At 30.7% G+C, this 24,684-nt stretch carries 23 protein-coding genes and 2 riboswitches; of the genes, 7 read left to right on the top strand and 16 right to left on the bottom strand.

What is annotated here, in order from left to right:
* Positions 1-114: 114 nt before the first annotated feature.
* Positions 115-750, top strand: coding sequence for a 5-methyltetrahydrofolate--homocysteine methyltransferase (locus tag DMR38_RS04090; RefSeq protein ID WP_127720118.1), 636 nt, complete (start codon positions 115-117; stop codon positions 748-750).
* A gap of 48 nt (positions 751-798) precedes the next feature.
* Here the strand turns inward: DMR38_RS04090 and DMR38_RS04085 are convergent, their stop codons facing one another.
* Complete coding sequence (locus tag DMR38_RS04085) at positions 799-1,119, bottom strand: hypothetical protein (RefSeq protein WP_127720117.1); 321 nt, start codon at positions 1,117-1,119, stop codon at positions 799-801.
* Positions 1,120-1,300: 181 nt separating this feature from the next.
* On the opposite strand from DMR38_RS04085, the gene DMR38_RS04080 reads away from it, so the two are divergent.
* Positions 1,301-2,194 (top strand): MBL fold metallo-hydrolase, encoded by an 894-nt coding sequence (locus DMR38_RS04080; protein WP_127720116.1) that lies wholly within the window; start codon positions 1,301-1,303, stop codon positions 2,192-2,194.
* Positions 2,195-2,247: 53 nt separating this feature from the next.
* Here DMR38_RS04080 and DMR38_RS04075 read toward each other — a convergent pair whose 3' ends face one another.
* From DMR38_RS04075 to purE, 9 genes are all read right to left on the bottom strand, one after another.
* Positions 2,248-3,300: a hypothetical protein gene (locus tag DMR38_RS04075; RefSeq protein ID WP_127720115.1), complete on the bottom strand. Its 1,053-nt coding sequence runs from the start codon at positions 3,298-3,300 to the stop codon at positions 2,248-2,250.
* A gap of 15 nt (positions 3,301-3,315) precedes the next feature.
* A complete protein-coding gene (locus tag DMR38_RS04070) occupies positions 3,316-4,329 on the bottom strand; it encodes a phosphodiester glycosidase family protein (protein WP_127720114.1) in 1,014 nt (337 codons plus the stop codon).
* Positions 4,330-4,485: 156 nt separating this feature from the next.
* Positions 4,486-5,727: a phosphoribosylamine--glycine ligase gene (gene purD, locus DMR38_RS04065; RefSeq protein ID WP_127720113.1), complete on the bottom strand. Its 1,242-nt coding sequence runs from the start codon at positions 5,725-5,727 to the stop codon at positions 4,486-4,488.
* Positions 5,728-5,812: 85 nt separating this feature from the next.
* Positions 5,813-7,312 carry a bifunctional phosphoribosylaminoimidazolecarboxamide formyltransferase/IMP cyclohydrolase gene (gene purH / locus DMR38_RS04060; RefSeq protein WP_127720112.1) on the bottom strand — a complete coding sequence of 500 codons (1,500 nt, stop codon included), beginning with the start codon at positions 7,310-7,312 and terminating at the stop codon, positions 5,813-5,815.
* A gap of 20 nt (positions 7,313-7,332) precedes the next feature.
* The gene (purN, locus tag DMR38_RS04055) at positions 7,333-7,947 is read right to left on the bottom strand and encodes a phosphoribosylglycinamide formyltransferase (protein ID WP_127720111.1); all 615 of its coding nucleotides are present in this window, start codon (positions 7,945-7,947) and stop codon (positions 7,333-7,335) included.
* Entirely contained in the window at positions 7,935-8,930 is a 996-nt protein-coding gene (purM, locus tag DMR38_RS04050) for a phosphoribosylformylglycinamidine cyclo-ligase (protein ID WP_127720110.1), read from the bottom strand. Before purM ends, purN begins: the two co-directional genes overlap by 13 nt.
* Positions 8,931-8,943: 13 nt before the next feature.
* The gene (purF, locus tag DMR38_RS04045; RefSeq protein WP_127720109.1) at positions 8,944-10,389 is read right to left on the bottom strand and encodes an amidophosphoribosyltransferase; all 1,446 of its coding nucleotides are present in this window, start codon (positions 10,387-10,389) and stop codon (positions 8,944-8,946) included.
* Between the two features lie 40 nt (positions 10,390-10,429).
* Positions 10,430-11,137: a phosphoribosylaminoimidazolesuccinocarboxamide synthase gene (gene purC / locus DMR38_RS04040; RefSeq protein ID WP_127720108.1), complete on the bottom strand. Its 708-nt coding sequence runs from the start codon at positions 11,135-11,137 to the stop codon at positions 10,430-10,432.
* A gap of 1 nt (position 11,138) precedes the next feature.
* The gene (purE, locus tag DMR38_RS04035) at positions 11,139-11,618 is read right to left on the bottom strand and encodes a 5-(carboxyamino)imidazole ribonucleotide mutase (RefSeq protein ID WP_127720107.1); all 480 of its coding nucleotides are present in this window, start codon (positions 11,616-11,618) and stop codon (positions 11,139-11,141) included.
* Positions 11,619-11,757: 139 nt separating this feature from the next.
* A riboswitch (purine riboswitch) is annotated at positions 11,758-11,860 on the bottom strand.
* A gap of 167 nt (positions 11,861-12,027) precedes the next feature.
* Between purE and DMR38_RS04030 the strand changes: the two genes are divergently transcribed.
* On the top strand, positions 12,028-12,660 hold the full coding sequence (locus DMR38_RS04030; RefSeq protein WP_127720106.1) for a GDSL-type esterase/lipase family protein: 633 nt from the start codon (positions 12,028-12,030) through the stop codon (positions 12,658-12,660).
* A gap of 146 nt (positions 12,661-12,806) precedes the next feature.
* Positions 12,807-12,998 carry a hydrolase gene (locus DMR38_RS04025; protein ID WP_127720105.1) on the top strand — a complete coding sequence of 64 codons (192 nt, stop codon included), beginning with the start codon at positions 12,807-12,809 and terminating at the stop codon, positions 12,996-12,998.
* 193 nt (positions 12,999-13,191) lie between these two features.
* On the opposite strand, the gene DMR38_RS04020 is transcribed toward DMR38_RS04025, so the two are convergent.
* From DMR38_RS04020 to DMR38_RS04000, 5 genes are all read right to left on the bottom strand, one after another.
* On the bottom strand, positions 13,192-14,628 hold the full coding sequence (locus DMR38_RS04020) for an NCS2 family permease (protein ID WP_127720104.1): 1,437 nt from the start codon (positions 14,626-14,628) through the stop codon (positions 13,192-13,194).
* Positions 14,629-14,708: 80 nt separating this feature from the next.
* Positions 14,709-14,809: riboswitch (purine riboswitch) on the bottom strand.
* Between the two features lie 63 nt (positions 14,810-14,872).
* Positions 14,873-15,082, bottom strand: a complete 210-nt coding sequence (locus DMR38_RS04015) for a hypothetical protein (RefSeq protein WP_127720103.1) — start codon at positions 15,080-15,082, stop codon at positions 14,873-14,875.
* A gap of 191 nt (positions 15,083-15,273) precedes the next feature.
* Complete coding sequence (locus DMR38_RS04010; protein WP_127720102.1) at positions 15,274-16,947, bottom strand: TaqI-like C-terminal specificity domain-containing protein; 1,674 nt, start codon at positions 16,945-16,947, stop codon at positions 15,274-15,276.
* 74 nt (positions 16,948-17,021) lie between these two features.
* Positions 17,022-18,398, bottom strand: a complete 1,377-nt coding sequence (locus DMR38_RS04005; RefSeq protein WP_127720101.1) for an MATE family efflux transporter — start codon at positions 18,396-18,398, stop codon at positions 17,022-17,024.
* A gap of 50 nt (positions 18,399-18,448) precedes the next feature.
* The gene (locus tag DMR38_RS04000) at positions 18,449-18,889 is read right to left on the bottom strand and encodes a MarR family transcriptional regulator (RefSeq protein WP_127720100.1); all 441 of its coding nucleotides are present in this window, start codon (positions 18,887-18,889) and stop codon (positions 18,449-18,451) included.
* A 186-nt stretch (positions 18,890-19,075) separates the two neighbouring features.
* Here DMR38_RS04000 and DMR38_RS03995 point away from each other — a divergent pair, with 186 nt between their 5' ends.
* Positions 19,076-20,290: a trypsin-like peptidase domain-containing protein gene (locus tag DMR38_RS03995; protein ID WP_127720099.1), complete on the top strand. Its 1,215-nt coding sequence runs from the start codon at positions 19,076-19,078 to the stop codon at positions 20,288-20,290.
* 466 nt (positions 20,291-20,756) lie between these two features.
* Here DMR38_RS03995 and lgt read toward each other — a convergent pair whose 3' ends face one another.
* A complete protein-coding gene (gene lgt / locus DMR38_RS03990; RefSeq protein ID WP_127720098.1) occupies positions 20,757-21,527 on the bottom strand; it encodes a prolipoprotein diacylglyceryl transferase in 771 nt (256 codons plus the stop codon).
* A 358-nt stretch (positions 21,528-21,885) separates the two neighbouring features.
* Between lgt and DMR38_RS03985 the strand changes: the two genes are divergently transcribed.
* Together DMR38_RS03985 and DMR38_RS03980 are read left to right on the top strand one after the other, a co-directional pair.
* Positions 21,886-22,659, top strand: coding sequence for a GDSL-type esterase/lipase family protein (locus DMR38_RS03985; RefSeq protein ID WP_127720097.1), 774 nt, complete (start codon positions 21,886-21,888; stop codon positions 22,657-22,659).
* Positions 22,660-22,762: 103 nt separating this feature from the next.
* Positions 22,763-24,670: an ABC-F family ATP-binding cassette domain-containing protein gene (locus DMR38_RS03980; protein ID WP_127720096.1), complete on the top strand. Its 1,908-nt coding sequence runs from the start codon at positions 22,763-22,765 to the stop codon at positions 24,668-24,670.
* The last annotated feature ends 14 nt before the right edge of the window (positions 24,671-24,684 follow it).

Below are 24,684 nucleotides of genomic sequence, written 5' to 3'. Positions count from 1 at the left end.
AGCAAAGCTTCAATAAGCTTAAAATTTTAAATTTTTCGCAGCACAACGGAGAAAACTCTACCAAAATTGTGCATTGTGAACTGTGAATTGTGAATTACCTTTGGGGGTAATAGAATGGATGTAATACTGGACTTTGATTTTAAATTAAACAAAGATCAAGTAATGCAAACTTTAAAGTCCTATGGTAGTATAATAAAAAATGAAGAAATGGAAGGTTTATATGAGAAACTTCTTCCTATTTTATATGAAAATATAGAACCAACAGGAATATTTGAAATAGAAAAAAAGGAAGATAACTTTAACTTTGAAGCTGTAAAAAATTATGAATATATCGTGTATTGCATTATAACTATGGGTGATAATTGTACAAGTAAAGTAAATGAATTCTTTTCATATGGAAATATGAAGGAAGGTATGATGCTTGATGCTATGGCTTCATCTTATTTGTTTGAACTCAGCTCACAACTCTTTAGCCACATATATACTAAAGTTAAAGAGTTACACCTAGGATTGAGCTGTAGAATATCTCCTGGAGATGGAGAGATTCCTCTTAAATGTCAAAAGTATATACTAGATAAACTAGATGCGGAGAATTTCTTAAATTTGACTGTAAATGAAGACTATATGCTTTCTTCCATGCGTTCTATGGCATATATATATGGAGCTGATAAAAATATAAAATTAAGCAAAAAAGATCATGACTGTTCCAGATGCCCAAATAGGAATTTGTGCAATATGAGAAAAAGTTAATGCTAAAAGGTCTGTACAATTTATATACAGACCTTTTAGCATTAACTTTTACTTTTTCTTATCATTATGTTTAAATCTCGTTCTTTTATATATAAAATCCCAGGTAATACCTACAAGTAAAACTGCTGGTAACATTATTTCTAGTCTATTACCAAATGTAGGATTTATAAAAATAATTAATTGGAATATTAATATTATTCCTCCTAGTATAATTAAAAAATTAGCCTTAAAATTAACATATTTTTTATCTACACCTTCTGCATCTAATTTAAATTTTGTCCTCACAGCTTTGCTATATTTCATTCCAAGTCCCTGCATAACACCCATGAATCCCATAAACATAAGTAATCCTGTCATAGCTGAATCCATCTAAAATACCTCCATTTAAAATTATCTTAACGTAAAAATACCTATTAAAAATTATATCATTATAAATCCTTAATTTCAAAATTTCATTTCATATTGGGAACTATATTTGCTTTAAAGATAAAATATGTTATCATCTATGTATGCAAAATAATAATTCAAATATTTCAAGGAAGTGTTTTCAATGACTTTAAATAAGATAAAAGGAAATACCTATTACATAGATGCTCCCACTAACTGTGGAGTATTCATATTTAAAAATAAAAACTGCCTGATTGTAGATACAGGCATAAACAACACTGAAGCAAAAAAAATAGAGAATTTGCTTATAGAAAACAGCCTACATCCCAAATACATAATAAATACACACAGTCACTTAGATCACTGTGGTGGAAACTTATACTTTAAGAAAAACTATCCAGGCTGTCTAGTGTATACATCTAAATTAGAAAAATTATTTATGGAAAACACAGAGATCTTCCCATCTATTCTTTCCTCATCCTACCCTTCAAAAGCATTTGATAGGAGTAATAAACCTCTAGAGGTAGATTTCATTTTAGAATATGGTATAAATAAATTGAATGACGAGAAATTTAACATTATTTCGCTTTCCGGACATTCAATAGAGCAAATAGGAATAGTAACTCCTGAAAAAGTATGTTTCCTTGGAGATTCCATATTCAGCAGCGAAATACTGGATAAATACTCCTTCCCATACTTATATAATATAGAAAATAGCCTCCTGTCATTGAATAAAATTAAGGACATTGATGCAGATTACTTTGTAATAAGCCACTCCAAAAAGGTACTGAATAAAAGTGAAATAAATTCTTTAGTAGATAAAAACATCAAAAATATAGATAAATATAAAAATCAAATTCTAGATCTTTTAGATCAACCGCTCACTAGAGAAAACATATTGGAAGACATAACTATTTTAAACAATTTATCTTTAAATTTTCATGAATATCATTTGAATTTTGGAGGAATATCTGCATTCATATCCTATTTATACAATGAAAAACTCATAGACTATTCTATAGAAGACGGTAACTTATACTATTTTAAATCCAACTAAGGCATTTTCAAAGAAATAACTAGCATAGCCGCTAGTTATTTTCTTTCAAATGTCTAAAATAGACTATTTGTTAGCTTTTTGCCATCCTGGCTTATTACTCCATATTTATATACAGATATAAAATTTCCTGAATACTTGGTAACTTTGCCTGTAGTAATATCTTTTACCTGACTATTTTTTGAATCATTTATATATATATTGCCACTTCTTGTAACATATATATTATTTTTATTTACAGCACCTGAAAGCGTATATTCCTTCCAGCTGCTTTTATTAGTTTTAAGATTTGCCACAAATATTTTATTAACTTTATTGTCTTCCCCATTTCCTATGTAAATATTGTCGTTGTTGTCTGTGTTCAACAAATAATGCATAGCATTTTCACCGGTAGCTATTATTCCACCCCTGCTAGTTCTTATTCTATTGGAAGTCCTGTCTTCATATATAAGTTCATCACCATTTGTGCCATTTATAGCAGCCATATTTCCAAGCTGGCATCTTACAAAATTGACTAAATTCATCCTGATCATTACATCAATTCTATATATTCTACTGCTGCCCTCTCCATTAGTAGCACTGCTGACATAGATTACATTGCTAGCTCCAGAAAAAGCTATATGTTTTACATTATAAGAATTATCTGGAAGTAATATTGAAAGTTCCTGCTTCTTTTCCTCATTTTTTAGTGGATAAGTTGAATCACGTTTTGCATCATAAGTCTCAAATTTTAAATTTCTTGATTCTGATCCACCACTTGTCTTTTCTGCTATAAGTATGTTATCTGTATCCAAGTTCCAGGTATAATAGGATAAATCATTTTGTAAGTCCACTTCTTTTTTGTTATTTTTTAATGTATCAATTACTTGTAAAGATTGGCCATCATAATATGATATGTAATTTCCACTGTGAGATACTTTTACCATCTTTGCATCTTCAGGTATTTTTACACTAATTTTGTTAGCTGTCTGTTTTGAAGTAGTATCTACCTTTTTTATATTGAAATTAGAATCGCCACCAAAATAAAATTTATCTACTAATAAAAGGCCTGCTAATTCCATAACTATAGGAATCATTGTCCACACAATTATTCTCTTAAGTTTTTTCATCTACCACACTCTCCTCTAAGGTTTTACATATATAGCTGTAGCTACAGTTCTCTCACCGTTCCAATCACAAGGATTATTTATTACTTCTCCATTAAAGTACATTGTAGTGGATGAACCTCCATCTAAATTGCTTGCATTAATTACACCTTGCTGCAAAAGTATATTTTGTACTTCTTTTAATGAAGCTCCCATCTTCAATCCTTTTCTACCATCTATAGCCAGCATGACTATTGTTCCATCTGCCTTCTGACCTATAGCTGTTCTAGGATTTAAACCTTCATTTTCTACTGATACAGTCTTGCCATTTATTATAAGTGAGTTTCTAAAAGAAATTGCCTCCGTTACACCATCGGCAAGGAGTTCCTTAAGTGTGTGGTCTCCAACTATAAGTCTTCCAGTTGGAGTAAAAGCTGTAACATTTATTTTCTCATTAGATTTTACATCACTGTATATTACTTTACCACCAGATATTATAATTCCCTCTGGATAACCTCCTGTTCCTACCCAATATTTTCCACCAGATTTATCTGTAAATCCACCTCCATTTATAGCTGCAACAGCTCCATTTCTCTGGGCTATTTCACTTGTTCTTTCTCCAACTTCCCTCAATTTACTAGTATATCCTATACGTATTCTCTTAGGATCTTTTATCTCTAAAATATAGCCATCAAATCTTGTGCTCGGTATATCATACCTTTTTATCTCCTTATCACCTACATGATTTATATTTACATCATTTAAATCTTCAGCTTCCTGGCTAGTAGTTTGACCACTCTTGCCTTCTTGAAGTATTTTATTTATTTCATCCTTTGACAAAAAAAGAGTAGCTATGTATTGATGAGTAAAAGTAGCCATAGCCGTACTTACTATCTGGTTTTTTACATTTTTAAATGGCCCATAAAATACTAGTAAAGGGCTAGTAACTACAACTACTATAAGCTCATAAATTATAAACAAAAAGAACAGTCTAGGAGAAAACTTTTTCTTTCTCTTTATATTTTTCCTTCGTCTATTTCTCGAATCATTCATTTAAATTAACCTCCATACAGTATAGAACTATTTTACTATTATTTTTAAATTATTTCCACTGAAAAATCTTTTACATTCTGTTAATTTAAAAAAATGACCTGCCTTATGAAAATTAAGGTAGGTCATTTTTTCTAAATTTTTTACTAAAATTATAATTTACTTTCCTATATCTGTTCTAAAATACATACCTGGAAAACTTATTTTTTTCAAATTACAGTAAGCAACTTCCACAGCAGAATTCAAATCATTTCCAACTCCATAAGCTACTAAGACCCTTCCACCAGATGTCTTAAACTGTCCATTTTCCTTTTTAACCCCTGCTGCAAAAACATTACTGGACTTTTCTATACCTTCTATTTTAAAACCAGTATCATACTTTAAAGGATACCCTTTAGACGCAGCTACAACACAGCAGGAGGCTCCCTTTTTCCATTTCAAATTAAATTTATCAAGTTTTCCATCTATAGCATTTTCTATAAGTTCCACAAAATCACTTTTCATAAGTGGAAGTACAGCTTGAGTTTCAGGATCACCCATTCTAACATTATACTCTAACAAATAAACTCCATTTTTTGTTATCATAATGCCGAAGAAGATTATTCCCACATAATCTAAGTTTTCCTGCTGTATTCCTCTTAAAGTAGGTTCCATTATATTTTTCTCAAAGTCTTTTGAAACTTCCTCCGTGCAGTATGGATTTGGAGCTATAGCTCCCATTCCACCTGTATTTGGTCCTAGACCCCCATCATATATTTGCTTATGATCCTTTGAAGATATAAATGGAAGAATAGTATTTCCATCTGTTATTGTAAGTATTGAAGCCTCTACTCCCTCTAGGAATTCTTCAATAACTACATTTTTTCCTGCCCCTTTAAATACGTCCTTTACCATAAAATCATTTAATGCAATACTTGCTTCCTCATAATTCTGGCATATGGAAACACCTTTTCCTGCTGCTAACCCATCAGCCTTTATAACTACCGGATATCTACAATTTTCTATGTATTTTAAAGCACTGTCTTTATCATCAAAAGTGCAATACTCAGCAGTTTTAATTCCATACTTTTTCATGAAATCCTTGGAATAGATTTTACTTCCTTCAAGCTCAGCAGCTTTTAAACTTGGTCCAAATATTTTAAGTCCCTTACTTTTAAATTTATCCACTATACCCTCTGTAAGTGGTCCTTCCGGGCCTACCACAGTTAAATCTATATTTTCTTTAGATGCAAAATCTATAAGCTCATCCATATCTGTTATGTTTAGATTGCTGCATTTATCTACTATATCCGTTCCTCCATTTCCTGGAGCGCAAAATATTTTATCCACCTTGGGACTTTGAGATATCTTCCAACAAATAGCATGTTCTCTTCCGCCGGAACCTATTACAAGTACCTTCATTATATAAAATCCCCCTTTTCATAGTAGGCATTTTCAAATAAATAACTAGTCAGTATACTGGCTTATTTTTCAAATGCCTTAAGAACTAATGTTTAAAATGTCTTACCCCTGTAAACACCATAGAAATTCCATTTTTATTACATTCATCTATAGAATCCTTATCTTTTATGGAACCTCCTGGTTGTATTATAGATTTTATTCCATGTTTTGCTGCTTCACATACTACATCACTAAATGGGAAAAATGCATCTGAGGCAAGTACTACCCCATCTCCTGCCCTATCAAGTGCCTGGCATGCAGGCCATATTCTATTTACCTGTCCTCCGCCAATTCCTTTAGCCATAAAGTCTTTAACTACTACAATAGCATTTGATTTTACATATTTACAAACCTTCATTCCAAATATCAAATTGTCCATCTCTTCTTTTGAAGGTTCCTTTTCCGTAACTACTTTAGTCTCATCTACCAATTTATCATCAGAAGATTGTACAAGTATCCCACCATCCAATTTTGATATTTCAAAACTATTAGTAGGTTTTACATCACATTTAATTATTCTCAGATTTTTCTTTGCCTTTAATATTTCAATTGCATCCTTATCAAAATCCGGTGCTATGACTATTTCAACAAAAATTTTAGCTATTTCCTCCGCAGTCTTTGCATCTAATTTTCTGTTTACAGCTATAATACCTCCAAAAATAGAAGTAGAATCACATTCATAAGCTTTTACATAAGCTTCATGTAGGTCTTTTCCAAGAGCCACACCACAAGGAGTATTGTGTTTAACTGCAACGCAGCATACTTCCTCAAATTCATTTACTGCCTTCCAGGCCATATCCATATCTCTCATATTATTATATGAAAGTGCTTTACCATTTAACTGTTCAAAATCTTTCATAGGGGCTTTTCCTACAGTTTCTGTGTAATAAGCTGCACTTTGATGTGGATTTTCTCCATATCTTAAGCTTTGAGATTTTTTATAAGACAAGCTTAAGTATTCTGGATATTCATCTTCAAGTAGGAAATTACTTATAGCTCCATCATAAGCAGACATCAAATTAAATACCTTACCTGCAAGTTTTCTCCTAAATTCATATTTTACGTCTCCAGAAGTTTCTATTTCGTTAATTATTTGTGAATAGTCATTTACATCTGTAACAACTATTACATCTTGAAAATTTTTGGCTGCAGCTCTTATCATAGTTGGACCACCAATATCAATAAATTCTATCTTTTCATCAAAAGTTATGTTATCACATACCTTGTCGAAAAAAGGATATAAATTTACGACTACCATATCTATTGGTTTTATGTTCTTGCTCTTTATAGTGTCCATATGTTCTTTATTATCTCTTTTGGCAAGTATACCGCCGTGTATAACTGGATGAAGTGTCTTTACTCTGCCATCTAGTATCTCGTCAAATCCAGTAACTTTAGATACTTCTGTAACCTTTATATTATTTTCTACAAGATATCTATAAGTTCCACCTGTAGATATTATTTCAACTCCCCTATTTATCAAAAATTTTGCTAAATCCAATAATCCATTTTTGTTATAAACACTTATTAATGCACGATTTATCATAATTTGCGCCTCCAATTATTTTAATTACAAACTTTTACTATTCTGTTTTTCACCACTATTTTGTTTTCAGAAATAAGTTTGATAACTTCAGGAAGGGCTTTATGCTCTTCTTCTAATATTCTCTTTTGAAGCATTTCTGGAGTATCTTCAAAATGTACAGGAACTGTCTTTTGAATTATTATAGCACCGCTGTCTGTACCCTCATCTACAAAGTGTACAGTGCAGCCTGATACTTTAACTCCATACTCAATTGCCTTTTCATGAACCTTTATGCCATACATACCATCTCCGCAAAAGGATGGTATTAAAGAAGGGTGTATATTTACTATTTTATTTCTGAATTCTGAAATCAGCTCTCCTTTAAGTATGGAAAGCCAACCTGCACATACTATTAAGTCAACTTTGTCTTTAAGCATCTTTAATATTTCCTGAGAAATATTAGACTTATATATTTTCTTATCTAATACATAGGATTTTATATTATGCTTTTCAGCTCTTTCTAAAGCATAAATTCCAGGTCTGTCACCTATTACAGCTTCTATACTGCAGCTTTTTATATATCCGCTCTCAACTGCATCTATTATAGACTGAAGGTCAGTACCTCCTCCAGAAACCAAAACTGCTATTTTAAACATACTGCTTTTTCCCCTTTTTTTACGCTTCCTATTACATATGCCTTTTCACCCATTTTATTTAATTCTTCCACTACGTTTTTAGCATCTTTATTATCTACACATAGTACAAATCCTATTCCCATGTTATACGTATTGTACATCTGTTTTTCTTCTACTCCTAATTCCATTAAATGCTTAAATATAGGTGGCACTTCAAAGCTTTTCTTATCTATAACTGCAGTAAAATCATCTTTAAACATTCTAGGTATGTTTTCAAAGAATCCCCCTCCAGTTATATGAGCCATGGCCTTAATTTTAAATTTATCCAGAAGTTTAAGTACAGGTTTTACATATATCTTTGTAGGTGTCAAAAGTACTTTTCCTATAGGCGTACCTAAAAAGTCCTCATCAAAATCTTTTACAATTTTCCTTACTAATGAATATCCGTTACTGTGAACTCCACTAGATGCTATCCCTACAAGAACATCTCCTTCTTCTACTGTACTTCCATTTATTATATTATCTCTTTCCACAACTCCTACAGTAAATCCTGCCATGTCATAGTCTCCCTTGGAATAAAAGCCAGGCATTTCAGCAGTTTCTCCCCCAATTAGGGCACAACCTGCTTGAATACATCCATCTGATACGCCTTTAACCAAATCTGCTGCAACTTCTGCTTCCAAATTAGAGCAAGCTAGGTAGTCTAAAAAAAACAGGGGTTTTGCACCATGACACAAAACATCATTTACACACATGGCCACACAATCTATTCCCACTGTATCATACATTTTCATTTGAAATGCTATTTTTAACTTTGTTCCTACTCCATCTGTTCCAGATACAAGTACTGGATTTTTACATTTACCAAGTTCAAACATACCTGCAAAACTTCCAAGTCCATTTAAAACTCCTGGTATAAAAGTCTTAGATGAATATTCTTTCATAAGTTTTACTGACTTATATCCTTCTTCAATATTTACACCGGAATCTTTATATGTTACCACAGCAAATCACCTCTTACTCTAAATAATTTTTATCTTTTTCTATAGGTACAGATATTGGATATATTCCATTAAAGCACCCTAAGCAATATCCTTTTGACTCAGTACATTGAAGGGATTTTAAAATCCCATCTATACTTATATAACCTAAACTGTCTGCTCCTATTTTATCTCTTATTTCCTCTATTTTTGCATTAGACCCTATAAGTTGAGACCTATAAGGGGTGTCAATACCAAAATAGCAAGGATATTTAACTACAGGAGATGAAACTCTAAAGTGCACTTCAGTAGCTCCAGCTTTTCTAAGTATTTCTACAAGTTTTCCACTGGTAGTTCCTCTAACTATGGAATCATCAACAATTACTACTCTTTTTCCTTCTACATTTACCTTTAAAGGGTTTAATTTTACAGCTACTGCTTTAGACCTAAGTTCTTGGGATGGAGCAATAAATGTTCTTCCTACATATTTATTTTTTATGAATCCTATAGCATAAGGTATTCCCGATTCTTCTGAATATCCAAGAGCTGCTGGTATCCCCGAATCAGGAACACCTATAACTACATCTGCCTCCACTGGATTTTCTCTATAAAGTATTCTTCCTGCTTTAACTCTTGACGTATATACATTTATATCATCTATAGTACTATCTGGTCTTGCAAAATATATATATTCAAAAGAGCAGGTTTCACATTTTGTCTTTTCTGCAAAATTTATAGATTTAATTCCATCATCGTTTATAATTACAATTTCTCCAGGCTTTACATCTCTTATAAAATTTGCTCCTATAGAATCCAGGGCACAGCTTTCAGAACAGAGTATATAATCTCCGTTTATTTCACCTATACAAAGCGGTCTTATCCCATTTGGATCTCTTACACCTATAAGTTCATTTTCCGTTAAAATAGTAATTGCATAAGAACCTTTCACTGCCTGAACTGTATCTACTACAGCTTTACCTATATCTCTCCTAGCCTCTCTTGCAATAAGACTTAAAATAACTTCTGAATCTACAGATGTCTGAAAGATATATCCTGCATCTTCTAAAAGTCCTCTTATGACATCTGCATTGACCAAAGTACCATTGTGTGCTATAGCAATAGATCCAAGTTTATACTTCACCATAAGCGGCTGGGCATTGTTTAAAGTACTTGAGCCTGCTGTAGAATACCTTACGTGACCTATAGCACTTTTTCCTTTAAGTCCTTCTAATACATCCTTATTAAATACATCTGCTACAAGTCCCATCCCTTTATGATACTTAAATTCACTTCCATCAGAGACCACAATACCTGCACTTTCCTGTCCCCTATGCTGGAGAGCATATAGTCCATAATAAGTTAAAGATGCTACATCTATATTGTTCTTAGAAAATATTCCAAATACACCGCATTCATCCTTGAATTTATCTTCCTCCAAATCAATACAGGAGCAAGTATTAAATTTATCATTTAAAGTGCACATCAAAAATTCTCTCCTTTTAACCATAAAATTAAGGCAGCTGCTAATTTTTACTTATTCTCTTCAATATTTCTACATAAGCTTCTTTTACATTTCCCATATCTCTTCTAAATCTATCTTTATCTAATTTTTCATTAGTCTTTGCATCCCATAGTCTGCATGTATCTGGTGATATCTCATCAGCTAAAACTATTTTTCCATTAAACTTACCAAATTCCAATTTAAAATCTATCAATTTTATTCCCTGTTTCAAGAAAAATTCTTTTAAGATATTGTTTATGGATTCAGTCATCTTATATATAGTTTTAAGCTCATCAAAAGTAGCAGCTCCAATTCCAACTGCATGATAATCATTTATAAGAGGATCTCCAAGTTCATCATTTTTATAGCTTAATTCATATACTGTAGTTTTAAGTGCGCTGCCTTCCTCTAATCCCAATCTCTTTGCCATACTTCCTGCTGCTACATTTCTAACAATTACTTCTAAAGGAACTATTTCTACCTTTTTACAAAGTTGTTCTCTATCATTTAATTTTTCTTCAAAGTGGGTTTCTATACCATGTTTTTCAAGTAACTCAAAGAGCATTGAAGTAATTGTATTATTTAATACTCCTTTATCTGATATCTGTCCCTTTTTCTCTCCATTAAAAGCTGTAGCATCATCTTTATAATAAATTATTACTTTGTCCTTGTCTTCTGTTTCATATACCTTTTTTGCTTTTCCTTCATATATCATTTTTCCTTTTTCCATTTTATAATTCCACTCCTTTTCCGTTTTCACTTATAAACTTTTCTTTCATATTTTTTCTATATTCAATTAATTTCTTTTTAATTTCAGAATATTTAAGTGCTAAAATCTCTACTGCCAGCATGCCTGCATTGTAACTGTTATTTATTCCAACTGTAGCTACAGGTATGGATTTTGGCATCTGTACTATTGAAAAGAGAGAATCAAGTCCAGAAATAGCTGCATTAAGTGGAACTCCTATAACTGGAATAGTTGTATTAGCTGCAATAACTCCTGGAAGATGTGCTGCAAGACCAGCACCTGAAATAATACATTCACAGCCTTCTTCTTCTAATTTTTTTACAGTTTCCAAAAGCTTTTCCGGAACCCTGTGAGCTGATAAAATATATGCCTCATATTGAATATCAAATTCTTTTAAGGCTTTGGCAGCTCCTTTCATCTTGTCAATGTCGGAACTACTTCCAAATATAATTGCTACTTTCATATTCGTCCTCCTTAAACAACAAATGTTAGATTATATTACCAAAAGTATAATAAAAAGGTTTCAATAAAATCTACAATTGAGAATCTATGTGAAACCTTAAGCTAGTAACCTTAACTAAAACTTGATATAAAAATATCCAGCTTTAAATAAAGTTATCCATAGCTGTGAGAATTTTACGGTTCTCTGTAGATACTCCTAAACCTCATTATTAGGATTATATGGATATTCTATTCATTTATTTATGATATACTTATATTATCATATCAAATTGTATAATTCAATACGTTTAAACTAATTCACTACATAATATTCGTATATTTTAAGATTGTAAGGAAATATATGATAGTAATGTTCATACCATATCGAACATTATTTTACGTTTTAAAAATTGAAAGGAGATGGCATAACTATGAAAATGGTATGTATAGGAGACAGCTTAACTGCTGGATATGGTGTTTCTAACAGTGAATGTTTTGTATCCATTCTAAAAGAAAAACTTCAAATAGATATTTTAAACAAAGGAGTATGTGGAGATACAGCTTCAGGATTGTTGTCACGTTCTTATAAAGATATAATTCAAAATAGCCCTAGTCATGTACTCATTACAGTTGGATGCAATGACTTTATGACTGGAAGGACTCTAAAACTAGTAACAGATAATTTAAAGGAGCTCGTAAAGGAATCCCTATCTTCAAAAATAATTACAATAATAGGTATAGAACCTCTTGTATACAAAAAATTAGCTAAGGAAAAATGGGATAGCACTTTAGATTATGAGAAAGTAAGTAAACTAGAAAGTGAATACAGAAATTGGATAATAGATTTTTGCACTAAAAATAATCTTTTTTATGCAGACTTTTATAGTTGCTTCCAAGAAAAATTAGGAGCAAACACCAATGACGATTTATTTATAGATGGAATTCATCCTACAGCACTAGGCCATAAATTAATGGCCGAATGTATACAAAAAACACTTACTCTAATAGAAGCACAAAATGTATATAAAAAACTACTTTCTTTCAAAGAATCACATAAAAAATAGTGTGCTATAGGCTAGTCTTTATTGAATTTTTTTGCGCATAATGCTATACTAAATATAGGAATTCAGCATATGTATTACACTTAAAAAGTTATATGTCATATAATATATTAAATGTTAGTACTATATTATAAGGGGGATTTGTTAAAATGAATACTACCTACTGTTTTTCTAAAATACCAGAGGACTTACAAAAAGAAATTGAAGGTTTGATAGAAAAATCCGGAATGCCTGCAAAAGAATTCATAAATGCATTAGCTGAACACTATGATGTAAACTATTCCAATGTATCACCTGTAGCAATTGATTATTCAAATTACTGGAATAGTTTTGTAGACTAAAATATATAAAGACTTTACTTCGAAAAGTTTTTAAGTTGATAGTTGATAGTGGACAATTGACAGTGAAGGAAGATTTTTTGTAGTGTAACGAAAAAAATCCACATTAACTATTAATTCTTCATTCTTAACTATTAATTAAAAAAATAACTGGTTAGAAAACAAATTTTTCTAACCAGTTATTTTTTATCTTCAATTATGAAAGCATAGCAAATCTAAATATAAATAGAGCTGCAAGTACATATACTATTGGATGAACTTCCTTATATTTTCCTGTAACTATTTTAACTATTGGATAAAATATTATTGCTGCTGCTATACCATTTGCTATACTGTAACTAAATGGCATAAATGCTATAGCAAAGAAAGCTGGAAGTCCTTCTGTAAAATCACTAAAGTCTATTTTAGTAACTACTCCTATCATAAGCGCCCCTACAATTATAAGTGCTGGAGCTGTAGCTTGGGTAGGAACTATTCCAACTAGTCCACTAAAGAATAGTGAAAGTATAAATAATATTCCGACAACACATGATGTAAGTCCTGTCCTACCTCCTGCAGATACACCTGAAGTGGATTCTACATATGTATTAACAGTACTTGTTCCTAACATTGAACCAATAGTAGTTGCAAGGGAATCTGCAAAAAGAGCCTTGTGCATATTTTTAACTCTTCCATTTTCATCAACCATGCCAGCTTTTTCAGCTGTTCCAACAAGTGTTCCTATAGTATCAAACAAATCTACTAAAGTAAATGTTATGACTACCATAATTATGCTAGTTAAACCTCCTACTACACCTGCTTTTCCTATTCCCAAAAGTCCTTTAAAATCAAAAGCAAAGAATGTAGGTGCAAGTGATGGTGGTGCACTTATAACCTTTATTCCTGTAAGATGTGTCACTCCTAAAGGTATACCAACTATAGTAGTTAATATTATTCCTATTAAAATTGATCCTTTAACATTTCTTGCCATAAGTATAACTGTAATTAAAATACCTATAATTGACAGTAAAACAGGTGCACTAGTTAGTTTTCCAAAAGCAACCAATGTAGAAGGATCTGATATTACAATTCCTGCATTTTTTAATCCTATAAGAGCTATAAAAAGTCCGATACCTCCTGATATAGCAAGTTTTAAATTAAATGGAAGCGCATCTACAATTTTTTCCCTTATAGAAGTTACCGTTATTATAATAAAAATTATTCCTGATACTAAAACTGCTGCCAGTGCTTGATGCCATGTATAGTGCATACCTAAACAAACACTGTAAGTAAAAAATGCGTTAAGTCCCATTCCTGGTGCCTGTGCAAAAGGTAGATTTGCATAAAGTGCCATTATGAAAGTTCCAACAGCCGCTGCTATGCAAGTTGCCGTAAATATAGAGCCTACAATAGGGTCGTTTATTGCAGATACCCCAGCTTTAACCGCTGCATCTCCCATAAGCCCATGTACATTCATTCCTGCCTGCATAAGTATAGTTGGATTTACAAAGATTATATAGGCCATAGTAATAAAAGTAGTAACACCTGCTAAAATCTCCGTCCTTACAGTAGTATTGTTTTCCGGCAATTTAAAAAATGATTCTAAAAAAGATAAATTGCCACCGTCATTTTTGTTCGCTTTTTCAACATTCATGTAATTCCCTCCAAAATTAAAAAATTTCTAACATGAATTATGGGATAATCCAAGTTAGAAAATAGTTAAAAAAAAATACCATTTCCACGGAATCCACTCATAGTCAAGGATTTTTGGTACCTTGGTAGATACTCTTGAACCATATTATCAAGATTATACGAATGTTCTGTTAAAAAGTTTATTTAATGTACGTTTTTATATTATCATCTTGTTCATAATAAGTCAACATTTTTATAAATAAAAACTATTTCTTACTAAAATGTAAAAATCCAAGTATAACAACAAATATTAAAAAAGGTAGTGAAAATACTATTTTAAAAACAAATCCTATAATAGCCATTATAAAAGCTAGAAATATAACTATACCTACAAATGGAAGCACTATAATCCCTAACAAAGAAAATACAATAAATATAGCAAAAACCGCAAATAAAATGCCAAATAATGTTATCACAAATTATTCCCCCTATCACCTATTTTATTTGGATACTTATTAAATCTAGAATATATTAGAACTTAAAATTTTTCATATTCTTCACCATCCTTAATAAATATATTAGGGAGAAAATAACTAAAAATCAAGTACTTTTTTGTATGCAGAATGTAAAACAGCACATATAAAATTTTTAAATTGTGAAAGTTGAATTAATTTTTTTCAATATCACTTAATATAATACTTCTATAATTATTATCAATATTATATAATTCAAATATCTTGTCATCTAACATTTTCTTCAACATATCTCTTTCATCATTATCATTCATAATTTTATGAACTAATTTTTCTATATCTTCTTTAGTTTGTCTGCTGCAGTGTCTTATTGGTATTTCATCCAAATTGCATTTTTTAATTTGTGGAATAGAATTAGAGTTAGTAATTAAAAAATTTAAATAATACCACTGAATTAGCTCTGAGTTCAATATTGCCAAAATATACTGTGGAGAAACTTCCTCATTTGTGCTTATTATTCCATATAAGGATTGTTCTATTATACGTCCCTTATCATCCATGGCTGCTATTAAATTTTTCCCAGTTTTCCTTATTACTATTTTATTTTTAAAAGTAAGCTTTTCTATATTCTTAGTCCCACCTATTATGTTTTCAGGTACAAAATCATAATAATAATTGTTTAAAACTTGAAATTTTTTTATGTTTTCCCCTTTTAATACTTCAACCTGATGTTTATTTTTTTTAACAGAAGTTATTTTTTTACTATAACCTATAAATCCTGTAAAAGTATTACAAATGTTTTCTAATTTGCTGCTATTTTTCTCTATACAATCCTTTATGTTTAAGTTTTCATTATAACAACAATATGTAAACTTAAATTTTGAATTTCTCAGATATTCATGCTGATACATTTCATATACTCTTTTTTTATAAATATCTATTTTCATTTTATTTACTTTTTTATGCTTATTCTCTACTATTATAATCATAGAATCTGTATTTATTTCCGGAAAATCTATCTCAAATACAAGATTTAATATGTTGTACTTTTTGAGTAAACTCTTTCTAAGTTCACTGTATTGAAGATTTCGTGACAGCCTATCAGGAACTACAAAGCCAAACCTTCCTCCAGATTTTAATATTTCCATAGACCTTTTTATAAAATACTCATACAAATTGGGCAAATATGTATTTCCATTATAATTTTCACTATAATACTTTAATAATTCATCCTCTATATTCATCTTATTCTTTCGACTTAAAGATACCCAGGGAGGATTTCCCAGTACATAATCATATTTTCTGCTCCAAAACTTAATAGCAGATTGAATATTAGATTTCTTGTATTTTCCCATATTATCAATTTCATTCCACTTTATAAGACTGTTGCAGCATATTATATTGTCCTTCATATTAATGTTTATACCACTGACTTTACTTAAATTAATTTTTGTAAGCTCTACAGCGGTACTGTCTATATCTGCACCATATATACATTTCTTTAATATATGAAAGCTTAAATTTTCCTGCTGCCAATAGTGAAATCCGTCTATACTCTTTAATCCATCTTGAGTTTCAATGGTATAAGTTTTATTTTTAAAAGTATTTCTAATGGTCTCTAAATTTTTACTGAATTTTTCCATTAAAATTTCATATACTCTTACTAAAAAATATCCACTTCCACAAGAAGGATCTAATACTTTTATACAAGGATTTTTCTTAAGATCTAAATTTGACATAATATTTTTCACTATATAGTCAACTATGTAATGAGGAGTATAAAAACTCCCCTTCCGTTTTCTTTCTTCCTTTTCCATTGATCTTTCATACATTTCTCCAAGTATAGATGAATCACACCACTTATGCATACCATACCTCTCTTTTTTAATTCACAGTTAACAGTTCACAATGCACAATTATTGCGAATTGATTACTTTGCACATTATGCAGATATTTCTGCTGACTTCACATTTTCTTTTTCATTTGAATTTAACTTTTTAATTTCAAAATATAAAAACAAAGCCGTCAATATGGAAGCTACAGCATCGGATACAGGAGCTGCCATCCATACTCCATTTAGCTTAAATATTCTTGGAAGTATAAGAAGCATAGGGATAAGAACTATTACCTGTCTTAAAAGTGCCAAAAACATGGAAATTTTAGCTTTTCCTATAGCTTGAAAAAAGTTAGAGCTTACTATTTGAAATCCTATTATAGGAAACATAACCATAAATATTTTTATTCCATTTACAGTTATATTAGTCAAATTCATATCAGACTTATTAAACATATCTACTAAAGCTGTAGGGAAAATTTGAACTGCAATTCCTCCTGCAGCAGATATAACAGTTGCTGCTCCAATTGCCAGTAGTAATGCTTTCTTTACACGTCTATTCAATCTAGCTCCATAATTAAATCCAATTACTGGCTGTGATCCTTGATTTATTCCAAATATAGGCATAAGTATAATAGTAGCTATACCATTTATTATACCCATAGCACCTATAGCTAGGTCTCCGCCATATATTCCTAAGCTCTTGTTCAATATCACATTTACCAAACTTGCAGCAATCTGCATTGCAAAAGGAGACATTCCTATAGAAAAAATACTTATAACTATATCTTTGTTTAAACGAAGATACTTCTTTTTTATTCTAAGCATACTATTTCCCTTTAAGAAATAATAAAGTACCCATATCATATTTATCCCCTGAGAAATTGAAGTAGCTATAGCGGCTCCCCTTATTCCAAAATGAAGTATATATATAAATAGGAAGTCCAATATTATATTACATATACCTCCTATAAGCATTGTATTCATTGCTGTCTTAGGATCACCTTCCGAACGTATTACATTATTTAATCCAAAACCTACAGTTTGAAATGTAGAAACAGAAATTAAAATAGTTATAAACTGCTTAGCATAACCTATAGTGTTATCACTAGCTCCAAACCCCCTCAACATAGGGTCCACAAAAATAAGTCCCAAAATTGTAATTGCTATAGAAACTATAATCAAAAGTACAAATGCATTTCCTAATATGTGTTCTGCTTCATCTTTATTATTTTCTCCTAGCCTTATGGATATTCTTGCTGCAGCACCTATTCCTACAAGCATACCAAAAGCCATTATAAGTATGGATATAGGGAAAGTCAAACTTACACCTGATATAGCCATAGCTCCAACAACTCTTCCTATAAATATCCTATCTATTACAATATAAAGTGAGTTAACTAGCATACCAATTATAGCTGGTATAGAAAATTCCAATAATAATTTACCAACCTTTTCATCTCTTAATTTTACTGATCGTTCCAAATTAATTCCTCCTATAAAAATAGTTAATAGCCTAAATATTTTAGGCTGTCCTACAATAAATTCTTATTCAATTTTTTCAGCCAGGAAAGCATAAGCTGCTTTTCTTCTTTTGAAAACCCATTACTTAAGATTGCCTCTATTTCATCGTTTGCTGACATACATTTAAGCCTTATGTTTTTTCCTTCTTCTGTAAGATAAATTCTATTTATTCTAGCATCTTTAGTGTCCTCTCTTCTGTCTATCCATCCCTTTGATACTAAAGTATTTACAAGTCCTGTGATGGAAGCTGGTCTTAATTGAAGTTCTTCGGCTATTTCCTTCTGAGTTAACCCATCTTCTATCCATAAATGTACAAGTACTCCTACTTGTGATGTAGTCAAACCATATTTAGCAAGTTTACTATTATGTAAATTTGTCATATTTCTATAAATTACCCTAAGCCAATATGTTACAAATTTATCACAGGGTTCACATTTTACTTTGCTTTCCATTTAGTTAGCCTCCTAATTAATTGCCCAACCTATGTTATAATAATAAATAAGTATTGTCAATACTATTTATTAAAATTTGAAGCAAAATTGTCACAACTCATTAACACTTCTGTCATACAACTGTAACAAAGCAACTCTATTATATATACATGAAATAAATAATAAAATTTTTTAGGAGGTACTTACATGGGTAATTTCAACAATGAATATGATACTTCAAAAATAAGTTTAAAAACTAAATTCAAAGATAAACTTAAAAGAAGTAAAAAATTTATGTCTTATATAGCTGTAGGATTAATATGCAGTATACTAGGTGGAAGTATTTCAATTGCAGGTGCCTTATATTTCATACCAACATTAGGTATGTTTAAGAGCACACCATTATATCAAAATCTAGCTTTACAAAATACAGGAAGTGAAAAACCTTCTACTATAAATGCTTCCCCTGTATCAACTGCGAAAGGTGGCCTTACTGTATCAGAAATTGCAAAGAAAGTAGGTCCTGCTGTAGTTGGCGTATCTATAAAAACTGCTTCACAGTCTGATATTTTGGGATTTTCTGATGGAAATCAATCAAATGATAACAGCAGCCAAGACGATGGCATGGGTTCAGGTATAATAATAAATGAAAGTGGATATATACTTACAAACTATCATGTTATAGAATCTGCTGAAAAAGTAACTGTAATATTTAACAATAAAAAAGAAGCACCTGCAAAAGTAGTAAATTATGATGCAACACTTGATTTAGCTATAATTAAAGTAACTAGTAATGTAAAAATGCCAGCCGTAGCAGAATTAGGTGATTCCAAAAATCTTCAGGTAGGTGATTCTGTCGTAGCTATAGGAAATCCTCTTGGTAAAGACTTATTAGGTACTGTAACTACTGGTGTTATAAGTGCAACAAATAGGGATATTAAAGTTGGCAATAATACTCAAACCTACCTTCAAACAGATGCTGCCATAAACCCAGGAAACAGCGGTGGTGCCCTTGTAAATTCTGCAGGCCAAGTAATAGGTATAAATTCTGCTAAAGTAGGCGGAAGTGGAGTAGAAGGAATTGGATTTGCAATACCAATAGACACTGTAAAACCTAAATTAAGCGGTCTTTTGAAACCTATTTTGAAGCTAGGCATTGCATGTAGAGATATAAATTCACGGCTCTCTCAAGCATATAATATGCCTGAAGGCGTATATGTAGCAGAAGTACAAGAATTTAGTGCCGCAGAAAGATGTGGACTTAAGGTTGGAGATGTTATTCAAAAATTTGACGGTAAATCTGTAAAGTCTATAAGTGAAATAAATGATATAAAAGCTACTCACAAATCTGGAGATACAGTGGAAATTGTAGTAAACAGAAATGGCAGTAAAAAAACACTGAATCTAACATTGACAGAATAAAACCTGTAAATCAAAATAGATATTCTAAACAAAAATAAGATTATGCTCCGAATGTTTTTTACATCATTCAGCTCTTTAAATATTTTGATAAGTCTAAGTAAAACATTTTGAAAAAGCTAAGGACTTTTGAAAACTCGTACCTCAAACAATTCAAAAGTCCTAAGTTTTTCAAAAACTTTTTACTAAGACTTATATACAAAATATTTAAATGTGCTTCATTATTGTAAAAAACATATCTACGCATAATCTTATTTTTTAGTTAGAATACATCTTTATAATACAGTAAATGTTTAACATCTATAGATAGAATTTATGACTAAAAGTTGACTTATCCTTGGGAAATATGCTGACAAAATTGAAATCACGTTTAAAAACTTTTTTACAAGTTTTAGACTTATTAAAAGTTTTTATGGTGATGAAATTTGTCAGCATATGACCGATTATAAATCAACTTCAGTGATAAATTCTACAATGAGTTCATATTTTTCTTGTGCTTTAAATATATGAAAAAACCTATGCTAAATATAACTCCTGTAAGACTAACTAACTGTGCTACTCTTATACTTCCAAGCATTAAACTGTCAGTTCTAAGTCCCTCTATAAAAAACCTTCCTAGTGAGTACAAACCTATGTATGCTGATATTACAGAACCCCTATCATGATTTCTTCTCAAAATATACACGAGAATTATACACACAGTTAAATTCCACAAAGATTCATATAAAAAGGTAGGGTGATAATAAGTTCCATCTATAAACATTCCCTTTTGTATAAATAGCGGAAATTTGCTTATAAATTGATAGCTTACAGGTCCACCATGAGCCTCTCCGTTAAAAAAATTCCCCCACCTTCCTATTGCCTGAGCAAGTATTATAGAAGGTGCTACACAATCAGCTAATTTTATAAAATCTATTTTTTTATGTCTAGTATATATGTACGCAGCTGTAAGACCAAATATAAGCCCTCCGTGAATAGCAAGACCTCCCAGTCTTATATTGAACACGTCTATTATATTATCCTTATAGTCTTGAAATTGAAAAATAACATAGTAGGCCCTAGCTCCTATTATAGCAAAGGGAAAAGATATTAAAAAAGTATCTACTATATCGTCAAAATTGTAATTCTTACTTCTACAATTAAAATTAGCTAAAAAAAGTGCTGCCATGACTCCCAAAGCTATCATTATGCCATACCATCTTATTTGAAAGCCATTAATTGAAAATGCTACTGGATTCATAAAACATTACAACCTTTCTAAAATATAATTTTGTTATTATAATCTTATATCCAATTGTACCAATGTTTTTAATTAAATACAATTTACCGACAAAAAATAAGCACTGCCAATTATCAGTGCCTATTTGAATAATAGAGGGGACTATTATTTTACTATTATTAAACTTTACCTAAGTACATTTATTATTTTATACAATTTATGTGACAGCAATATGTCACACATATTAAATAATTGTTTAGTTTCTTAATATTGTATTAACTTTTAACTTAATTTTACCTTTACTTAGGATTTATCCTACATACTTTTTATCATAATAAGTAAAGATATATATATCTTTTAAAATTTAAGGAGGATGTCCATGCAAACTAAAAATTTACAAAAGCTGCTGATAATAATAGGTACCATAGCAATATTTACAATTATATTGTATTCAAATAATTGTTTAAAATCATCCTTAAATTCTCCACCACCTCAAGCCACAAGTTTTTCAAGTAATACTGTGATGTCTGAAGATACAGATATACTTAAAAGTATAAATTTGGACTCTAAAATTTATTCTGAGTATTACATTGAAAAAGTTACAACTTATGTAAATTCATACAGAGAACAAGGTAAAATAGTATTTTTAGGAGACAGTCTTACAGACATTGGACAGTGGAATGAACTGTTAGATAATCCTGATATATTAAACCGCGGCATTAGTTCTGATACTACTTCTGGAGCTTTAAACAGATTAATCGAAATTACAAAATTAAAACCCAGAAAAATTTTTATTATGCTTGGAATAAATGACATTGACAAGGGATTATCTATAGAAGAAATTATTAAGAATTATTCTAAAATAATACAAAATATAAAAACTGATTCTCCTAACACTTTAATATATGTAGAAAGTGTTCTTCCCATAAATAAAGATATATATAAAACTAGAACAAAATATAATCAGATAACAAATTTAAATGCATCCTTAAATAATCTTTGTAAAAATTCAAAAGTACAATATATAAATCTGTATCCCCTCTTTACTTTGCCAAACCAAAACAAACTTTATAAAGAATATACTATAGGTGGATTACACGTAAACGGGAAAGGCTATAAAGTATGGAGGGATGCTATAAAGCCTTACTTATAGCAATAAATTCCAATAAATTTATACAAATTAAATCTATTGGAATTTTTTATATTTGGGTATAGCACCAATACATGATATGATAAAATAAAGGATGTGTGAAAAAATGAACTTGTTAACTGCAGAAAATATAAGTAAAAGTTACAGCGAAAAAATATTATTTAAAAATATATGTTTAGGTATAAATGAAGGAGATAAAATAGGTGTTATAGGTGTAAATGGTACCGGGAAATCCACACTTTTAAAAGTAATTGCAGGATGCGAAACATCAGATGGAGGCAAAATTACTAAATCAAAAGAAACTTCTATAGGATACCTTCCCCAAAATTCTGATTTTGCAAACAGTAATCTAACAGTACTTGAGCAAATTTTTAGAGGAACTTCTCCTGTTATGAGCCTTTTACGAGAATATGAAAAAACTCTTAAACTCATTGAAAAAAATCCAGAAGACAAAAGTCTTCAAGCTAAAATTGGAACCTTAAATTCCAAAATGGATGCACAAAATGTGTGGGAAATTGAAAGTCAGGCTAAAACTATTTTAACCAAACTTGGAATAAATGATTTTAATGAAAAAATATCTGTGCTCTCTGGAGGTCAGAAAAAAAGAGTAGCCCTTGCATCTGCTCTTATAACCACTTCAAATCTTTTAATACTTGATGAACCTACAAACCATCTTGACGATGAAACCATAGAATGGTTAGAAGAGTTCTTAACAAAACGAAATGGTGCCCTACTTATGGTAACCCATGATAGATTTTTTTTGGACAAAATAACTAATAGAATGTTTGAACTTGATAGGGGAAAACTCTATAGTTATATGGGAAACTATAGTAATTTTCTTGAAGAAAAAGCTGAAAGACTTGAAACTGAAAATGCCAATGAAAGGAAACGTCAAAATCTTATAAGGAAAGAACTTTCCTGGATAAGAAGAGGCGCAAAAGCAAGAAGTACAAAGCAAAAAGCCAGAATAGAAAGATTTGAACAATTAACTACAGAAGGTACATCCTTGAATAAATCAAAACTTAACATTAGTCTTCAGAGTACACGAATTGGTAAAAAAGTCATAAACCTGAATAACATAAACAAAAGTTTTGGTAAAAAAACATTAATTAGAAACTTCACTTATAACGTACTAAATGATGACAGAATAGGCATCATTGGCCCTAATGGAAGTGGTAAATCCACTCTTATGAATATTTTAGTTCAAAAAATTCTGCCAGACAGTGGTAATATAGATATAGGCGAAACAGTAAAGATAGGATACTACTCTCAGGGAATTTCTGATATGGATATGAATGAAAGAGTAATTGAATACATACGTGGGACATCAGAATATGCCTCAACTTCATCGGGTGAAAAAATAAGTGCTTCTGCTGTACTTGAAAATTTTCTATTTGAACCTTCAGTTCAATGGACTCCCCTTGGAAAACTTTCAGGAGGGGAAAGAAGAAGATTATATCTTCTAAAAATACTGATGAATTATCCTAATGTACTTTTACTGGACGAACCAACAAATGATCTTGATATAGAAACACTTACAATTCTTGAAGATTACATCAATAACTTTGAAGGAGCTGTTATAGCTGTATCTCATGACAGATACTTCCTTGACAAAACAGTTGATAAAATATTCTCTTTTGAAGGAAATGGTAAAATCACTCAATATACAGGAAACTACTCCCATTTTCACGAAACTGCAAAAATACCCGAAGAAAAAATAAGCATTAAAAACAATACAGCTAAAAACAATTATAAGTTGCAAAAAGAAAAATCTTTAAAATTTACCTATGCAGAACAAATGGAGTTTGACAAAATAGATGAGGTAATCGAAAATCTAGAAAAATCTATATCTGAAAAGAAAATAGAAATGGAAGCTGCTTCATTTGATTATATACTTCTTGAAGATCTCTTATCCGAAAAAAATTCACTGGAAAAAGAACTAGAAGAAAAGATGGACAGGTGGACTTACCTAAATGAACTCAATGAAAAAATTGAGCAAGATAAAAAACACTAGACATTGTTATTAGC

This window comes from Clostridium sp. AWRP, assembly GCF_004006395.2.
Classification (GTDB): Bacteria; Bacillota; Clostridia; order Clostridiales; family Clostridiaceae; genus Clostridium_B.
Note: the sequence above shows the minus strand (reverse complement) of the source record. Positions and strands in the feature narration are given on the sequence as shown.

What these genes read in the sequence shown, in the direction of transcription:
- DMR38_RS04090 (WP_127720118.1), top strand. Translation starts at nt 115, where the DNA reads ATGGATGTAATACTGGACTTTGATTTTAAATTAAACAAAGATCAAGTA.
- DMR38_RS04085 (WP_127720117.1), bottom strand. Translation starts at nt 1,119, where the DNA reads ATGGATTCAGCTATGACAGGATTACTTATGTTTATGGGATTCATGGGT.
- DMR38_RS04080 (WP_127720116.1), top strand. Translation starts at nt 1,301, where the DNA reads ATGACTTTAAATAAGATAAAAGGAAATACCTATTACATAGATGCTCCC.
- DMR38_RS04075 (WP_127720115.1), bottom strand. Translation starts at nt 3,300, where the DNA reads ATGAAAAAACTTAAGAGAATAATTGTGTGGACAATGATTCCTATAGTT.
- DMR38_RS04070 (WP_127720114.1), bottom strand. Translation starts at nt 4,329, where the DNA reads ATGAATGATTCGAGAAATAGACGAAGGAAAAATATAAAGAGAAAGAAA.
- purD (WP_127720113.1), bottom strand. Translation starts at nt 5,727, where the DNA reads ATGAAGGTACTTGTAATAGGTTCCGGCGGAAGAGAACATGCTATTTGT.
- purH (WP_127720112.1), bottom strand. Translation starts at nt 7,312, where the DNA reads ATGATAAATCGTGCATTAATAAGTGTTTATAACAAAAATGGATTATTG.
- purN (WP_127720111.1), bottom strand. Translation starts at nt 7,947, where the DNA reads ATGTTTAAAATAGCAGTTTTGGTTTCTGGAGGAGGTACTGACCTTCAG.
- purF (WP_127720109.1), bottom strand. Translation starts at nt 10,389, where the DNA reads ATGTGCACTTTAAATGATAAATTTAATACTTGCTCCTGTATTGATTTG.
- purC (WP_127720108.1), bottom strand. Translation starts at nt 11,137, where the DNA reads ATGGAAAAAGGAAAAATGATATATGAAGGAAAAGCAAAAAAGGTATAT.
- purE (WP_127720107.1), bottom strand. Translation starts at nt 11,618, where the DNA reads ATGAAAGTAGCAATTATATTTGGAAGTAGTTCCGACATTGACAAGATG.
- DMR38_RS04030 (WP_127720106.1), top strand. Translation starts at nt 12,028, where the DNA reads ATGAAAATGGTATGTATAGGAGACAGCTTAACTGCTGGATATGGTGTT.
- DMR38_RS04025 (WP_127720105.1), top strand. Translation starts at nt 12,807, where the DNA reads ATGAATACTACCTACTGTTTTTCTAAAATACCAGAGGACTTACAAAAA.
- DMR38_RS04020 (WP_127720104.1), bottom strand. Translation starts at nt 14,628, where the DNA reads ATGAATGTTGAAAAAGCGAACAAAAATGACGGTGGCAATTTATCTTTT.
- DMR38_RS04010 (WP_127720102.1), bottom strand. Translation starts at nt 16,947, where the DNA reads ATGCATAAGTGGTGTGATTCATCTATACTTGGAGAAATGTATGAAAGA.
- DMR38_RS04000 (WP_127720100.1), bottom strand. Translation starts at nt 18,889, where the DNA reads ATGGAAAGCAAAGTAAAATGTGAACCCTGTGATAAATTTGTAACATAT.
- DMR38_RS03995 (WP_127720099.1), top strand. Translation starts at nt 19,076, where the DNA reads ATGGGTAATTTCAACAATGAATATGATACTTCAAAAATAAGTTTAAAA.
- lgt (WP_127720098.1), bottom strand. Translation starts at nt 21,527, where the DNA reads ATGAATCCAGTAGCATTTTCAATTAATGGCTTTCAAATAAGATGGTAT.
- DMR38_RS03985 (WP_127720097.1), top strand. Translation starts at nt 21,886, where the DNA reads ATGCAAACTAAAAATTTACAAAAGCTGCTGATAATAATAGGTACCATA.
- DMR38_RS03980 (WP_127720096.1), top strand. Translation starts at nt 22,763, where the DNA reads ATGAACTTGTTAACTGCAGAAAATATAAGTAAAAGTTACAGCGAAAAA.